Genomic DNA, 13,876 nt, shown 5'->3' with positions numbered 1-13,876 from the left:
CTCCCCGAAGTCGGGGAGGGATTGTCGCGCTCTACTCGGCCTCGTTAGATTGCGTCCTTGATAGCCTAATAGGTCGGCGGCGTGATCGCGCTGACGATCTCGCTGCGCCCGTCCGAGATGTTGCGAAAACGGTGCGGCAGCCGGCTGTCGAAATAATAGCCATCGCCGGCACGGAGCACCTCGACCTTGCCGTCGACGGTAATCTCGATGGCGCCGCTCAGCACCATGCCGCCTTCCTGCGCCGAATGGGCATAGGCCTCGCCTGAATCGGCGCCGGGCGCGTAGGTCTCGTGCAGCAGCAGCATGGACTTGTTGGGATAATCGAGGCCGATGACGCGATGGGAGATCGCCTCTGGCTGCCCGATCTCGGTCAGGTCGGCGGCCCGGTAGAAGGGGCTCTGCGGCAGCGCGGATTTGAGATCGATGAAGAAGCCCGGCAGCGTGGTGCCGAGCGCGTCGAGAACCGCTCTCAGCGTGTCGAGCGAGGGGCTGATCAGGTCCCGTTCGATCAGCGAGACCGAGGAGTGCGAGACACCCGAGCGCAGGGCGACCTCCCTGACGCTGAGCTTGCGCCGGTGGCGCAATTCGCGCAGCTTGTCTCCGATCTTCATCGTCCCTCCTTGGGCATGGCATCACGCAAGTGGTGAATATATTGAACGAGCCTGTCTGGGGCAATTGCGCCGGGCGCTTGCGGCGGCAAGTCTTTGGGCATCTCGCTTCCCAAGGCATTTTCCAAGAAGTTGATCGACTTCCTGATTCAGAAAATGCGCCAAAACAAAGAATTAGAGAAAAAGGCCACCAATGCTCGACGCCACCATCCAAGCTCGCATCACACGCATCAAGGCACCGGGACGCAGCGCCCTCACCGACAATGCGCCCGTGGAAGCCACCGTGAAGCAGGTCGTCGACGAGGTGCGCAAACGCGGCGATGCGGCGCTGCGCGACTATTCGCGCGAGTTCGACAAGGTCGATGTGGAGCGCTTCGAGGTGACCGCCGCCGAGCGCCAGGCGGCCGTGGATGCCCTCGACCCGCAGACCCGGGCCGATACCGAATTCGCCATCGAGCGGGTGCGCGCTTTTGCCGAGGCCCAGCGCGCCACGCTGCTGCCCTTGGAGATCGAGGCCCTGCCGGGCCTGCATCTCGGCCATCGCATCATCCCGATCGCCCGTGTCGGCGCCTATGTGCCCGGCGGGCGCTATCCGCTGCTGTCGGCGCCGGTGATGACCATCGTGCCCGCCAAGGTCGCCGGCTGCGACGAGGTGATCGCCTGCCTGCCGCCGGGCGCTCACCAGGCCATGATCGCCGGCTGCCACCTCTCCGGCGCCGACCGCATCTTCCGGGTCGGCGGCGCCCAGGCCATTGCCGCCATGGCCTATGGTACCGAGAGCATCCCGGCCGTCGACAAGATCTTCGGCCCCGGCAATGCCTTCGTCAACGAGGCCAAGCGCCAGGTCTTCGGCCTTGTCGGCATCGACCAGCTCGCCGGCCCCAGCGAGATTTTCGTGATAGCCGACGAGACGGGAGACGCGGTCACCATCGCCGTCGATCTCCTGGCGCAGGCCGAGCACGACGTACGCACGCGCGTCGGCCTGATCACCACGGACAGGGCCCTGGCCGAAGCGACCCTGGCCGAGGTCGAGCGCCAGCTCGCCAACCTGCCCACCGCCAATGTCGCCGGTCCGGCGTGGCGCGACTATGGCGAGATCGTGCTGTGCGAAGACGAAGGGGCCATGCTGGCCTATTCGGACTTTATCGCTGCAGAACATCTTGAGGTGCACACGCGCGATGCCCACGCCACCGCAGCCAGGCTGCGCAATTACGGCTCGCTGTTCATCGGCGTCTCGGCCAGCGTGGTCTATTCGGACAAGTGCTGCGGCACCAACCACACCTTGCCCACCATGGGCGCGGGGCGCTACACAGGAGGCCTGTGGGTCGGATCCTACCTCAAGACCTGCACCCATCAGTGGCTGGACGATCGCGGCGTCGCCGCAGTCGCCCCGCCGGCCATTCGGCAGAGCGCCAGCGAGGGGCTGGAAGGCCATCGCCGGGCGGCAGCCCTGCGCCTCGCTCCCAAGCAGCTGCTTGCGGAGATCGGCGTCTAATTTTTTCACCGGAAGCGGGCGCTGCCATTGCCATTGGCGGGCTCGCGGGTTCCGATGCGACAATTCCATGCGGCGGTGAGCCGCGTGCAACAGACGAAGCGGGTCCTTCCTCCGGGAAAGACACTGCGACGCAAACCAGAGACCGAACCAGTGGGGAAGACCGCAATGCGCTTCAAACACCTCCTTCTTGCCTCCGGCATCGCCTTGGGCACCGTCCTCGCCGGCGTCGCCAGCGCTTCGGCGCGCGACCTCACCGTCGTATCCTGGGGCGGGAACTACCAGGACGCCCAGCGCAAGATCTATTTCAAGCCCTTCTCCGAAAAGACCGGCAAGCCGGTGCTCGACGAGGCCTGGGACGGCGGCATCGGCGTACTGCAGGCCAAGGTCAAGGCAGGCACGCCCAATTGGGATGCCGTGCAGGTCGAGGCCGAGGAATTGGCGATCGGCTGTGCTGACGGCATCTACGAGCCGCTCGACTGGAACAAGCTCGGCGGCAAGGACAAGTTCATCGACAGTGCCGTCAGCGATTGCGGCGTGGGCGCCATCGTCTGGTCAACCCAGCTCGCCTATGACAGCGACAAGCTGAAGGAAGCCCCGAAATCCTGGGCCGATTTCTGGGACACCAAGAAGTTTCCGGGCAAGCGCGCCTTGCGACGCGGCCCCAAATACGCCCTCGAATTCGCGCTGATGGCCGATGGCGTCGCCCCCAAGGACGTCTACACGGTGCTGCGCACGCCCGAGGGCGTCGATCGTGCCTTCAAGAAGCTCGGCGAGATCAAGGGCGACATGGTCTGGTGGGAATCGGGCGCCCAGCCGCTTCAGCTCCTGAAGTCGGGCCAGGTGGTGATGACCTCGGCCTATAATGGCCGCATCACCGGCATCAACAAGACCGAGGGCACCCATTTCAAGGGCGTGTGGCCGGGCTCGATCTACGCCGTCGACAGCTGGGTCATCCTCAAGGGCAGCCCGAACAAGGATGCGGCGATGGACTTCATCGCCTTCGCCAGCCTGCCGGAGAACCAGTCCAAGTTGCCGCAGGACATCGCCTACGGCCTGCCGAGCAAGGCCGCGGCCGCCCAGGTGCCCGCCGATCTTGCCGTCGATCTGCCGACCTCGCCGGCCAACATGACGGATTCGGTCTCCATCGACACCGAATTCTGGAATGACAACATCGAGGATCTGACCAAGCGCTTCAACGCCTGGCTCGGGCAGTAGGCCCGTCCTTTCTCCAGCATGCGCCTGCTCTCGGGCACCAGCCTTTGTCGTTGCCGGGCTTGACCCGGCAATCCAGGACCGCTTTCAAGGTTGAGGCGAGGCACTGGATGCCCGGGTCGAGCCCGGGCATGACAAGGCTGCGTTAATGCCGGCTGGGTTGCGTCTCGATGTCCGTGTGGACATCGCTCATTCCAACTTCCCAAGGCCCGCGCCTGGAAGGAGCTTTTCGGATCCGATGGACTCGTTCATTCACTTCGACGGTGTCAGCAAATCCTTCGGCACGATGAAGGTCGTCGACAATCTCGACTTCCATGTCGGCCAGGGCGAATTCGTCAGCCTGCTCGGCCCCTCCGGGTCGGGCAAGACAACCCTCCTGATGATGCTGGCCGGCTTCGAGGCACCCAGCAGCGGCGCCTTGCTCGTCGACGGCACCCGCGTGGAGAACCTGCCCTCCTACAAGCGCAACATGGGCGTGGTCTTCCAGAACTACGCCCTGTTTCCGCATATGAGCATCGCCGAGAACGTCGCCTTTCCGCTCAAGATGCGCGGGATCGGCCGGGCGGAGCGTGACGCCCGGGTGACCAAGGCGCTCGACCTGGTTCGCCTCGGCCATCTCAAGGACCGCAAGCCCTCCCAACTCTCGGGCGGCCAGCAGCAGCGCATCGCTCTCTCGCGCGCCCTCGTCTACGAACCCAAGGTGGTGCTGATGGACGAGCCGCTCAGCGCACTCGACAAGCAGTTGCGCGAGCACATGCAGCTCGAGATCCGCGAGCTGCATCGCAAGCTCGGCCTCACCGTGATCTTCGTCACGCATGACCAGGGCGAGGCCCTGACCATGTCGGACCGGGTCGCCGTGCTCAATCTCGGCAAGATCGAGCAGCTCGACACGCCATCGGGCCTCTACGACCGTCCGCGCACGCGCTTCGTCGCCGAATTCATCGGCGAGACCAATTTGCTCGACGGTACCCTGAAATCCTGCTCGGACGGCCTGGCCACCGTCGAGCTCGCTTTGGGACCGACAGTCTCCTGTCGCACCGAGCTTTCGCCGAAGCCGAGTGCGCAGGTGCTGGTCTCCGTGCGGCCCGAAAGGCTGCATCTGAGCGATGCGCCGACCCTGGCCAACAGCCTGCCCGTGCGCGTCGAGGATGACGTCTATCACGGCGACCATGTCCGGCTGCATCTGTCGAGCGGCGAACGCCGCCTCGTGGCCAAGGCCGATAGGCGCGAGGCGAGCCGGGCCATCGGTTCCGAGGTCCATGTCGGCTTCGCGCCCGACGACTGCACGCTGGTCCTGCCATGACGGCGGCGGCGCGGCTCAAGGCCGCTCTCCTGGTGCTTCCCCTCATCGCATTTCTCGGCATCTTCTTCCTGTGGCCGCTCGGCATGATGATCGTCACCTCCGTGCAGGGCGGCACCGTGCGTCATGCCTTCCCGCTGACGGCGGAGGCGATCGCCGGCTGGAAGGGCGACGGCCTGCCGCCGGCCGAGGTCCAGGCCGCGCTCGCCAAGGATCTGCGTACGACGATCCCCCAGGAGCAATTCGGCGATGCCGTGCGCGCGCTCAACAGCCAGCAGGCGGGCTTCCGCACCCTCTTGCCGAAGACCGCCACTGCCGTGCGCAACGCCCCCGAAAACAGCCCGCCTCCCCTCGCCGGCATCGATCCGCGCTGGGGGCAGCCTGCCTTCTGGCTGGCGCTGAAGCGCTCGATGCCGTCCTACACGGATGCGAACCTCCTGGCTGCGGTCGATCTCAAGCGCGCCGATGACGGCAGCATCGCCAATGTGCCTGCGGATATGGCCGTAAACCGCATGATCATGCTGCGCACCTTCATGATCGCCCTGCAGGTGACGCTGCTCTGCGTCGCCATCGGCCTGCCCTTCGCCATGCTGGCCGCAAGCCTCTCGGGCTGGAAGCGCAATCTCCTGCTGCTCTCCGTGCTGCTGCCGCTCTGGACCTCGCTCCTGGTGCGAACCGCCGCCTGGATGATCCTGCTGCAGGAGAACGGGCTGATCAACCAGACGCTGAAGGCCCTCGGCCTGATCGATGCCTCGCTGCCGCTGATCTACAACCGCACCGGCATCCTCATCGCCATGACGCATGTGCTGCTGCCCTTCATGGTGCTACCTGTTTATGCCAGCCTCGTCGCCATTCCGCGCAATCTGATGCCGGCCGCCGCTTCGCTCGGCGCCCCCCCGCTGCGGGCCTTCAGCCACGTTCTCCTGCCGCTGGCCATGCCGGGCGTGCTCTCCGGCTCGCTCCTCGTCTTCATGGTGGCGCTCGGCTACTATATCACCCCCGCTTTGGTCGGCGGCCCGAACGAGCAGATGATCTCCTCGGTAATCGCCTTCTATGCCACCGGCACCGCCAATTGGGGCATGGCCGGCGCGCTCGGCATCTTCCTGCTGGTGCCGACCACGGTGCTCTATCTCGTCTATGGACGGCTCTCGCGCACGCCAATGGTGCAGCCATGATGGGATTGGGCAAGAATTCCTTCAACGCCCTGCGCCTTGCCTTCGGCGCGCTGATCGTGGCGTTCCTGGTCGTCCCGCTGGCGGCGATCCTGCCGCTGGCCTTCACCGACAGCGTGTTCCTGACCTACCCGATGACGGGCCCCTCGACACGCTGGTTCGATACGCTCGCCACCAGCGACGCCTGGCAGCGCTCGATCGTCAACTCCATGATCGTGGGCTCGGGCGCGACGGTGCTGTCCACCGTGGTCGGCACGCTTGCCGCCCTCGGCCTCAGGCGCAATCTGGTGCCGTTCTCGGGCGTGCTGCGCTCGATCTTCCTGCTGCCCATGGTGGTGCCGGCGGTGGTGCTCGGCGTCGGCATGCAGATCCTCTATGCCCGGCTCGGCCTCGCTTCCTCCTATGCGGGCGTGATCATCGCCCATGCCGTTTTGTGCGTACCCTTCGTGCTGGTCAACGTCTCCGGTTCGCTTGCCAGTATCGATCCGGCACTGGAAAAGGCGGCGGCCAGCCTCGGCGCTTCGCCCGGCACCGTCTTCCGAGCCGTGACCTTCCCGCTCGCTCTGCCCGGCATCCTCACCGGCGCTGCCTTCGCCTTCGCCACCTCGCTCGACGAGGTGGTGATCACCCTGTTCGTCGCCGGCCCCAACCAGACCACGCTGGCACGGCAGATGTTCTCGTCGCTCAGGGAGAACATCAGCCCGGCCATCGCCGCGGCTGCCTTCCTGATCATCGTGATCACGCTGATCCTGGCCGTCGCCGTGAAGGGAGCCGCGATCCTGGCTTTGCTCGGCAAGCGCAAGCAGGTCCTGCCGGCTGAGGAATGATACCAAGTTCGAGGAGATAGGCTCCTTCCGGGAGCGCGGACGCCGCGACATGCAGGCATGTCGCTGTGACGTCCGCGCTCCCGGAAGGACCATCGCTCGACATATTCGGCACGCCATGAGGCACCCCCTGCCCGGCGCGTGCGCCGTGTCACGCCGGCATAGCGGTGCTTGAGCAAAGATATCGGCAAGTCAGTCGCGTAGGAGCCTTTGCTCCACCATAGCGTTTTGTGATTCCTGGCGGCATCGCCAAGAATCGCAAAGACGCGAGGAAACAAAGAGTTAGAGCACAGCACGTTTCCGTCCCAACGCGCTTTGCCCTGGAAGCGTGAGAGTACCATGCCGAGTACCGCCACCGACATCCTGCCCAATCCGACGCGCCGCCAGGTCGCGGCCTTGCCGCTTCGCGAAAAGGACGGTCGCATCGAGGTCTGCCTGGTGACCACCCGCACTACCCATCGCTGGACGGTGCCGAAGGGCTGGCCCATCAAGGGCCGCAAGGATCATGTCGCCGCGCGCATCGAGGCCGAGCAGGAAGCGGGGCTGACCGGCAAGCCGCGCAAGAAGGCGCTCGGCTCCTTTATCTATTGGAAACGTCTCGCCGACCGCTTCGAACTGATCAAGGTGAACGTCTATCCCCTGCGCGTCACCGGCATGCTGCCGGCGTGGAAGGAACAGGCCGAGCGCCGCGTGCAATGGATGGGCCTCGGCGACGCCTCCATCATCGTGGACGATCCCGGTCTCGCCAGGCTGCTGTCCGGGCTGAGGCCGGCCATGGCACCGTAGGATGTCCCTCTTTTTGGATCGCAGGCATCCCATGAAATGATGAGCCGGCCTAACCGGCAAGCTGCTCCATGCAGACCTTTCGGACGCACTCCCTCAGCCAGCGATGCGCTGGGTCGGCATCGAGCCGCGGGTGCCAGAGCAGAGAAATCGTGATCTCCGGCAAGGCAAACGGCAGCGGGAAGCAGAACAGCCCCGCGCGCAGCCGGCCGGTGGAACGCTCGGGCACGGTGGCGATCAGGTCAGTCGAGCGGGCCAGGGCCAGGGCTTCCGCAAAACCGCTGACGATAGTGGCAATGTTCGGCTTGAGGCCAAGCGCTTCGAACCTGCCGTCGACAGGCCCCCGATAGAGGGCTCGGCGAGAAATCAGAACATGGCTTCCGCCGGCATAGCGCTCAGGCGTGACCGGAGCCTCGCTCAGAGGATGCCCCATCCTGACGACACCGACGAAACGATCGCGGAACAGGGCCTGCGCCCGCACTTCCGGTCCCATCGAATCGCCGATCACGCCCGTCTCCAGATCCACGCTGCCGTCCCGCAGAGGCGTGCTGTCCTTGTCGACTTTCGGCACGAACCGGAGCGTGACCCCCGGCGCCTGTTCGCGGACATGAGCAATGAGATCGGGTCCGAAATTCTCGACGAAGCCCTCCCGGTTGCGAAGGGTGAAGGTTCTCGTGAGCTTTTTCAGGTTGAGCGCTTCTACCGGACGAAGAACGCTTTCGACACTCTGGACGAGTTGGCCGACGCGTTCGCGCAGTTCCAGAGCCCGCGGCGTCGGCACGAGCCCGCGGCCGGCCCGAACCAACAGGGGATCACCGGTCGTCTCGCGCAAGCGGGCCAGGGCCCGGCTCATCGCCGAGGGGCTGAGCCTGAGGCGGCGGGCCGCTCGGGCGACACTGCCTTCCGTCAGCAGAACGTCGAGCGTGATGAGAAGATTGAAATCGGGAAGCGACATGGGTCGACCATAGCATCCAAAGTCAATTATGGCATGGCGTTTGATGCATGAATGAAGTGCAAATGATGCGCATTCCGCCATGTCAGGCACAGGCCTATCTTTCGGTGGTTCCACCTTCGAACCGACGGAAGACGCGATCCATGCCGAAATCAGCCACCAGAGACGATGGACGAATGCATGAAAAGGCCACGCCCAAGTTCCACGGAGCGCTTGCCTGCCTTTCCCTCTGCATCCTGCTGTCGTCCCTGGGCACCAGCATCGCCAATGTCGCCCTGCCGACCTTGGCCACGGCCTTCTCGGCCTCATTCGAGCAGGTGCAGTGGATCGTGCTGGCCTATCTGCTGGCGATGACCACTTTGGTCGTCAGTGTCGGCCGATTGGGGGACATCGTCGGGCGGCGCAGGCTGCTGTTGGCCGGGCTCGCCCTGTTTACGCTGGCTTCCGCTTCCTGCGCAGTGGCGCCCACATTCGGGCTGCTGGTCGCGGCTCGCGCCGCCCAGGGCCTCGGCGCAGCCATCATGGCGGCTCTCGGCATGGCTGTTATCGGCGAAGCCGTTCCCAGGGAAAGGACCGGCAGTGCCATGGGGCTGCTCGGTACGATGTCGGCCGTCGGCACCGCTCTGGGGCCATCGCTCGGAGGCCTCATGATTTCCGCCTTCGGCTGGCGGAGCATCTTCCTCCTCAATATTCCTTTGGGCCTCCTGGCCTTCTATCTTGCCCATCGATTCCTGCGCGAGGACGGCGGCAAATCCCGGGATGTCCGCAACAGCTTCGACAGCCTCGGCACGCTGCTGCTGGCCGCAACGCTCGCCGCCTATGCCCTGGCCATGACCACGGGACGCGGCACTCCCGGCTGGATCGGCACGAGTCTGCTGCTGGCAACCGTCATCGGCGGCGGCCTCTTCCTGCTGGCGGAGGCACGTGTCAGCTCACCCCTGATCCAAGTGGCGGCCTTCCGTAGCGAGGAGCTGAGCGTCAATTTGGCAACGAGCGCCCTGGTCGCGACGGTGATGATGACGACCTTCGTGGTCGGGCCATTCTATCTGTCCAGCGTCTTCGCTCTCGACGAGGCTGAAATCGGAGCGGTGATGGCGGTCGGCCCGGTCCTTTCCATCCTGAGCGGCGTGTTTGCCGGACGCATCGTCGATCGCCTGGGTGCGCCTCGCCTGATCCTTATCGGCCTCACCGAGATGGCCGTCGGAGCCATCGCCCTGTCCATGATGGGCCCGACGTTCGGCGTCGCCGGCTATATTGCCGGCATCGTCATCCTGACGCCGGGCTACCAGCTTTTCCAGGCCGCGAACAACACCGTCGTCATGGCCGGTATCCCAGCGGACCGGCGAGGCGTGACATCGGGCCTCGTCAATTTGTCGCGCAATCTGGGCCTGATAACCGGGGCTTCGGCCATGGGAGCCATCTTCCGTTTTGCCGCCGGAACGGGCGACATCGCCAAAGCCCCTTCGGAGGCCGTCGCCTTCGGCATGCAGGCGACATTCGGCACCGCCGCCTTCCTGATCGTGGTTGCGATCTTCCTGGCTGCGGGAACGCGCATTCTGGCGGGACGCGCCGCGCAGCCACAGGATGTCCCCTGAATTGCGGGGTGCAGGTGAAGCCCAAGCGCAAGTTTCACCCTCCCCTGGAGGTATCGGCACTTCCAAGAGGAAGTGCCGATACCTCCAGGGGAGGGTGATGAATTCGCGCCTCAGCCCTGCGGCGCCATCGCGGCGGGATCCATCCACACGATTTCCCAGACATTGCCGTCGGGATCCTCGACGCTGCGGCTGATCATGAAGCCATGGTCCTGCGCCGGGTTGGGATCGGCGCGCCCGCCCGCCGCCGTGGCGCGGGCCAGCGTCGCATCCACCCCATCGCGGGTGTCGACATTGAGGGCGATCAGGGCCTGGCTCCACTGGCGCGCATCACCGATCGGGCGCTTGGTGAACTGACCATAGCGCTCATGGGTGAGCAGCATCACGACGATCGCATCCGAAAGCACCACCGATTTGGTCTGCTCATCGGAAAATTGCGGGTTCACCTCGCCGCCCAGGGCGACATAGAATGCAGTTGCGGCGGCAAGATCGCGCACCGGCAGATTCAAGAAAATCATCTTGGCCATCACTTCCTCCTTCACCGAATGGGCGAGTTGACTTATTATCTCGCTATGATGTTAGTAGACGAAAAGTATCTTAATGTCAAGATACTTTTCGTCAAGAGAACCTGCCGATGGACCGCGCCGATATTGCCGTCGAACAATGGGCTCGCGAGCGCCCCGACCTCCCCTCCTTGCCGATGGCGGTGTTCGGCCGCTTGTCCGATGCGTCAGAACGGGTGCTGCGCGACCATATGAACCCGCTCTTCGCCGCCGCGGGCCTGCAGCCCGGCGAGTTCGACGTGCTGGCTACGCTGAGGCGTTCGGGCGAGCCCCATATGCTTTCGCCGACCCGGCTCTACGAAGCGGCGATGATCTCCTCGGGCGGCATGACCAATCGCCTCGACAGGCTGGAACACGCCGGCCTGGTCGAGAGGCGCCCCGATCCCAATGACCGCCGCGGCAAGCTAATCGCCCTCACCGAGGCCGGCAAGGCCGTGATCGACGAGACTATCGCGCGCCATGTTGCCAATGAGGAGCGGCTGCTGTCGGTGCTGACGCGGGCCGAGCAGGAAACCCTCGATGGCTTGCTCCGAAAGCTGATCACCGCCCTTTGACGAGAGGCTCCAGCTACTCCGCAGCCAGGCGCGCATGCTTCAACCGGGTAGCCGCTGCATCAGCGGCTGCGGCTGCGCCGGCATCTCCGGCACCAGGTTGAGGCCGGCTTCATACTGGTGGAAGCCGTCGAAATCACCCTTGCCGATCGGGCAACCGGCAAGGCGCAAGAGTGAATAGGCCATGCCGAGATGAAAGAAGAAGTTCGGCAAGGCATATTGAGTGACGAATTCGACGGCCTTGGCCTCGAACACCGCCTGGCCGGCCTTCTCCCGTACGAGCCTGGCTTCCCCGCCGGCAAAATCACGCCGCGAGACGTTTTTGAGCCGCGCGATGGTGTTTCCCAGCAAGAGGCGGATGTCCTCGATCGATTCGATCGGGCCGTCATCGAGCATGATCGGTTGCTGCAGCACCGGGTTGATGGCCCGGATGGAGAAGCCCAGCGCGATGCGAACCTGCCACTTCAAAGGGAACATGTTCGGCTGCAGGGCCAGGTTGAGGACCTCCGCCTGCTCAGTGCCCCGGAGCTGCAGATGCTCGGCCGTCTTGTCGAGGATCGCGTCGAGATTGGTGAGATAGCGCAGGAAAACCGGAACGGAAACGTCGAAAAGATCAGCCATGGGCTTGCTTCCCTGGACGGCCTCGGACCGCCCGCATAAATACGCTTGTCGAGTTCCGCATCCGGCCAAAAGGGGCCGGCCGGCGCTCAGTGAGCGCGGCCGATACAGAACTCCACCACATCCGCCAGGGCCGATTTCATCGGACTGTCGGCGAACAGCGCCAGGGCATCCTTGGCCATGGCCCCATAATGACGGGCGCGCTCGATGGTATCTTCCAGCGTCTTGTGGCGGCGCATCAGGCCGATGGCGTGCTCGAGATCGGCTTCCGTGATCTCGCCGCGTTCCAGCGTGCGGCGCCAGAAATCGCGCTCGCCCTCATTGCCGCGCCGGAAGGCCAGCACCACCGGCAGGGTGATCTTGCCCTCGCGGAAATCGTCGCCGACATTCTTGCCGAGCTTGGTGTCCGAGCCGCCATAGTCGAGCGCATCGTCGACGAGCTGGAAGGCAATGCCGAGATTCATGCCGAAGGAACGGCAGGCGGCCTGCTCATCCTTGGGGCGCTCGGCCAGGACCGGGCCGACTTCGCAGGCGGCCGCGAAGAGCTCCGCCGTCTTGCCGCGAATCACCGCCAGATATTCGTCCTCGGTGGTCGCCGTATTCTTGGCGGCGGCAAGCTGGGCCACTTCACCCTCGGCGATCACCGTCGCAGCGGTCGAGAGGATGTCGAGTGCCTTGAGCGAGCCGACTTCCACCATCATCTTGAAAGCCTGGCCGAGCAGGAAATCGCCGACCAGCACGCTCGCCTCATTGCCCCACAGCATGCGCGCGGCCGGCTTGCCGCGCCGCATATCGCTCTCGTCGACGACATCGTCGTGCAAAAGCGTGGCCGTATGCATGAACTCCACGGAGGCGGCCAGCTTCACATGCCCCTCGCCCTGGTAGCGGGCAAGCTGGGCAGTCGCCAACGTCAGGATCGGGCGCAGTCGCTTGCCCCCGGAAGAGATCAGATGGTTGGCGACTTCAGGAATCATCGTCACCTCCGACCCCGTCCGCGACAGGATGGTGGCATTGACCCGCGCCATATCCGCCTTGGTCAGGTCGACGATCGGCTGGATCGATCCTTGCGACCCGGATTTGTCCTCGAATGCGACAACGACGCCCAATACATGCACTCCGTTTTGCCGGCACCATAGAAATGCGTGGCTCCCCATACAAGCTCGCAGTTGTCGCGCCAACAAGCACATTGCAATTGTTGCGATAATCGCAACCATTGCCGCATGGAAGAAATCGTTCGTACCAATGATCCCGTGCTGATCTCCTATATCGAGGCCTTGCTCACAGAGGCAGGCGTGGTCCATCTCGTGCTGGACACCCATATGAGCGTGCTTGAAGGCTCGCTCGGCATGATCCCGCGCCGCATACTGGTCGACACGGATCAGAGCGTGCTGGCGCGCCAGCGGCTGACCGAGGCCGGCCTCGGCAAGGAGCTGCGCACGCCGTGACCGCAACCGAGACCACACTCTCGGCTTTTCTCGGCGGTCGGCTGCAGCTCTCACAGCCGGCCCGGGGCCATCGGGTCGGAACCGACGCCGCCTTGCTTTCGGCCTGTCTTTTGCCGGCTGCGGGAGAGATGGTCTACGACCTCGGTGCGGGGATCGGCGCCGCCGGCCTCGGCCTTGCCGTCCGCTGCCTGCAATGTCGCGTCACTTTGGTCGAGATCGATCCGGTCATCGCGGCATTGGCAGCCGGGAATGCTGCGCGCAATGGCCTTGCCGAACGGGTGGCCACGATCGAGGCCGACGTCACGCAAAGGCCGGCAAAGGGCCAGGCCTTGCAGCCCGGCACGGCCGACCATGTCATCATGAATCCGCCCTTCCATCTTCCCGGCACGATTCGCCCGGCACCCGATGCCTATCGCGCCGGTGCGCATGTGCATGGCGAGGCCGATGAGGAAGCCTGGATCCTCTGCGCCCTCGCCCTCCTGCGAGCCAAAGGCAGCCTCGCCCTCATCCACCGCGCGGATGCCCTGCCCCGGCTGCTGGCCAGCCTCGACCGGCGCTTCGGCGACATCCGGGTCAAGCCCGTGCAGCCGAACGCCGGCGCGCCGGCCGTCCGCCTGCTCATCCGCGCCGTCAAGGGTTCGCGCGCGCCCTTCCTCCTGCTGCCGCCGCTGATCCTGCATGACGAGAACGGCGGCTTCACCGCAGAGGCGGAGGCCCTGCATCGCGGTGAAGCCTTGATCGACTGGCAGGCCTAGCCTGGA

15 protein-coding genes are annotated in these 13,876 nt (G+C 64.9%); 10 read left to right on the top strand and 5 right to left on the bottom strand.

The features are described 5' to 3' along the window. Positions 1-65 precede the first annotated feature (65 nt). Entirely contained in the window at positions 66-611 is a 546-nt protein-coding gene (locus ACN6KF_RS03025) for a cupin domain-containing protein (RefSeq protein WP_434955408.1), read from the bottom strand. A 190-nt stretch (positions 612-801) separates the two neighbouring features. On the opposite strand from ACN6KF_RS03025, the gene hisD reads away from it, so the two are divergent. The 6 genes from hisD to ACN6KF_RS02995 all read left to right on the top strand — a co-directional run bounded on the left by hisD (position 802) and on the right by ACN6KF_RS02995 (position 7,397). Beyond that, positions 802-2,103 carry a histidinol dehydrogenase gene (hisD, locus tag ACN6KF_RS03020; protein ID WP_434955407.1) on the top strand — a complete coding sequence of 434 codons (1,302 nt, stop codon included), beginning with the start codon at positions 802-804 and terminating at the stop codon, positions 2,101-2,103. A gap of 165 nt (positions 2,104-2,268) precedes the next feature. Further along, the gene (locus ACN6KF_RS03015; protein ID WP_434955406.1) at positions 2,269-3,318 is read left to right on the top strand and encodes an ABC transporter substrate-binding protein; all 1,050 of its coding nucleotides are present in this window, start codon (positions 2,269-2,271) and stop codon (positions 3,316-3,318) included. Between the two features lie 235 nt (positions 3,319-3,553). Then, the gene (locus ACN6KF_RS03010; RefSeq protein WP_434955405.1) at positions 3,554-4,618 is read left to right on the top strand and encodes an ABC transporter ATP-binding protein; all 1,065 of its coding nucleotides are present in this window, start codon (positions 3,554-3,556) and stop codon (positions 4,616-4,618) included. Further along, the gene (locus tag ACN6KF_RS03005; RefSeq protein WP_434955404.1) at positions 4,615-5,790 is read left to right on the top strand and encodes an ABC transporter permease; all 1,176 of its coding nucleotides are present in this window, start codon (positions 4,615-4,617) and stop codon (positions 5,788-5,790) included. The genes ACN6KF_RS03010 and ACN6KF_RS03005 overlap by 4 nt, the downstream gene beginning before the upstream one ends. Then, positions 5,790-6,614: an ABC transporter permease gene (locus ACN6KF_RS03000; protein ID WP_434959604.1), complete on the top strand. Its 825-nt coding sequence runs from the start codon at positions 5,790-5,792 to the stop codon at positions 6,612-6,614. The genes ACN6KF_RS03005 and ACN6KF_RS03000 overlap by 1 nt, the downstream gene beginning before the upstream one ends. A 336-nt stretch (positions 6,615-6,950) precedes the next feature. Further along, positions 6,951-7,397 (top strand): NUDIX hydrolase, encoded by a 447-nt coding sequence (locus ACN6KF_RS02995; protein ID WP_434955403.1) that lies wholly within the window; start codon positions 6,951-6,953, stop codon positions 7,395-7,397. Positions 7,398-7,446: 49 nt separating this feature from the next. Here the strand turns inward: ACN6KF_RS02995 and ACN6KF_RS02990 are convergent, their stop codons facing one another. Beyond that, entirely contained in the window at positions 7,447-8,349 is a 903-nt protein-coding gene (locus ACN6KF_RS02990) for a LysR family transcriptional regulator (protein WP_434955402.1), read from the bottom strand. A gap of 173 nt (positions 8,350-8,522) precedes the next feature. Here ACN6KF_RS02990 and ACN6KF_RS02985 point away from each other — a divergent pair, with 173 nt between their 5' ends. Continuing rightward, complete coding sequence (locus ACN6KF_RS02985) at positions 8,523-9,941, top strand: MFS transporter (RefSeq protein WP_434955401.1); 1,419 nt, start codon at positions 8,523-8,525, stop codon at positions 9,939-9,941. Positions 9,942-10,051: 110 nt separating this feature from the next. On the opposite strand, the gene ACN6KF_RS02980 is transcribed toward ACN6KF_RS02985, so the two are convergent. Beyond that, on the bottom strand, positions 10,052-10,465 hold the full coding sequence (locus ACN6KF_RS02980) for a VOC family protein (protein ID WP_434955400.1): 414 nt from the start codon (positions 10,463-10,465) through the stop codon (positions 10,052-10,054). Between the two features lie 107 nt (positions 10,466-10,572). Between ACN6KF_RS02980 and ACN6KF_RS02975 the strand changes: the two genes are divergently transcribed. Further along, positions 10,573-11,055, top strand: a complete 483-nt coding sequence (locus ACN6KF_RS02975; RefSeq protein ID WP_434955399.1) for a MarR family winged helix-turn-helix transcriptional regulator — start codon at positions 10,573-10,575, stop codon at positions 11,053-11,055. Between the two features lie 39 nt (positions 11,056-11,094). Here the strand turns inward: ACN6KF_RS02975 and ACN6KF_RS02970 are convergent, their stop codons facing one another. Both ACN6KF_RS02970 and ACN6KF_RS02965 read right to left on the bottom strand, forming a co-directional pair. Continuing rightward, positions 11,095-11,673 (bottom strand): DUF1993 family protein, encoded by a 579-nt coding sequence (locus ACN6KF_RS02970; protein ID WP_434955398.1) that lies wholly within the window; start codon positions 11,671-11,673, stop codon positions 11,095-11,097. Between the two features lie 86 nt (positions 11,674-11,759). Next, a complete protein-coding gene (locus ACN6KF_RS02965) occupies positions 11,760-12,776 on the bottom strand; it encodes a polyprenyl synthetase family protein (RefSeq protein ID WP_434955397.1) in 1,017 nt (338 codons plus the stop codon). A gap of 114 nt (positions 12,777-12,890) precedes the next feature. Here ACN6KF_RS02965 and ACN6KF_RS02960 point away from each other — a divergent pair, with 114 nt between their 5' ends. Continuing rightward, positions 12,891-13,115, top strand: a complete 225-nt coding sequence (locus ACN6KF_RS02960; protein WP_149251743.1) for a putative signal transducing protein — start codon at positions 12,891-12,893, stop codon at positions 13,113-13,115. Then, positions 13,112-13,870 (top strand): tRNA1(Val) (adenine(37)-N6)-methyltransferase, encoded by a 759-nt coding sequence (locus tag ACN6KF_RS02955; RefSeq protein ID WP_434955396.1) that lies wholly within the window; start codon positions 13,112-13,114, stop codon positions 13,868-13,870. Before ACN6KF_RS02960 ends, ACN6KF_RS02955 begins: the two co-directional genes overlap by 4 nt. Positions 13,871-13,876: the final 6 nt, after the last annotated feature.

The sequence above is a fragment of the Labrys methylaminiphilus subsp. lupini genome, from assembly GCF_051161885.1.
Classification (GTDB): domain Bacteria; phylum Pseudomonadota; class Alphaproteobacteria; order Rhizobiales; family Labraceae; genus Labrys.
Note: the sequence above shows the minus strand (reverse complement) of the source record. Positions and strands in the feature narration are given on the sequence as shown.

Excerpts from the sequence above, each read along its gene's own strand:
- ACN6KF_RS03025 (WP_434955408.1), bottom strand. The coding sequence starts at position 611 with ATGAAGATCGGAGACAAGCTGCGCGAATTGCGCCACCGGCGCAAGCTC.
- hisD (WP_434955407.1), top strand. The coding sequence starts at position 802 with ATGCTCGACGCCACCATCCAAGCTCGCATCACACGCATCAAGGCACCG.
- ACN6KF_RS03015 (WP_434955406.1), top strand. The coding sequence starts at position 2,269 with ATGCGCTTCAAACACCTCCTTCTTGCCTCCGGCATCGCCTTGGGCACC.
- ACN6KF_RS03010 (WP_434955405.1), top strand. The coding sequence starts at position 3,554 with ATGGACTCGTTCATTCACTTCGACGGTGTCAGCAAATCCTTCGGCACG.
- ACN6KF_RS03005 (WP_434955404.1), top strand. The coding sequence starts at position 4,615 with ATGACGGCGGCGGCGCGGCTCAAGGCCGCTCTCCTGGTGCTTCCCCTC.
- ACN6KF_RS03000 (WP_434959604.1), top strand. The coding sequence starts at position 5,790 with ATGGGATTGGGCAAGAATTCCTTCAACGCCCTGCGCCTTGCCTTCGGC.
- ACN6KF_RS02995 (WP_434955403.1), top strand. The coding sequence starts at position 6,951 with ATGCCGAGTACCGCCACCGACATCCTGCCCAATCCGACGCGCCGCCAG.
- ACN6KF_RS02990 (WP_434955402.1), bottom strand. The coding sequence starts at position 8,349 with ATGTCGCTTCCCGATTTCAATCTTCTCATCACGCTCGACGTTCTGCTG.
- ACN6KF_RS02985 (WP_434955401.1), top strand. The coding sequence starts at position 8,523 with ATGCATGAAAAGGCCACGCCCAAGTTCCACGGAGCGCTTGCCTGCCTT.
- ACN6KF_RS02980 (WP_434955400.1), bottom strand. The coding sequence starts at position 10,465 with ATGGCCAAGATGATTTTCTTGAATCTGCCGGTGCGCGATCTTGCCGCC.
- ACN6KF_RS02975 (WP_434955399.1), top strand. The coding sequence starts at position 10,573 with ATGGACCGCGCCGATATTGCCGTCGAACAATGGGCTCGCGAGCGCCCC.
- ACN6KF_RS02970 (WP_434955398.1), bottom strand. The coding sequence starts at position 11,673 with ATGGCTGATCTTTTCGACGTTTCCGTTCCGGTTTTCCTGCGCTATCTC.
- ACN6KF_RS02960 (WP_149251743.1), top strand. The coding sequence starts at position 12,891 with ATGGAAGAAATCGTTCGTACCAATGATCCCGTGCTGATCTCCTATATC.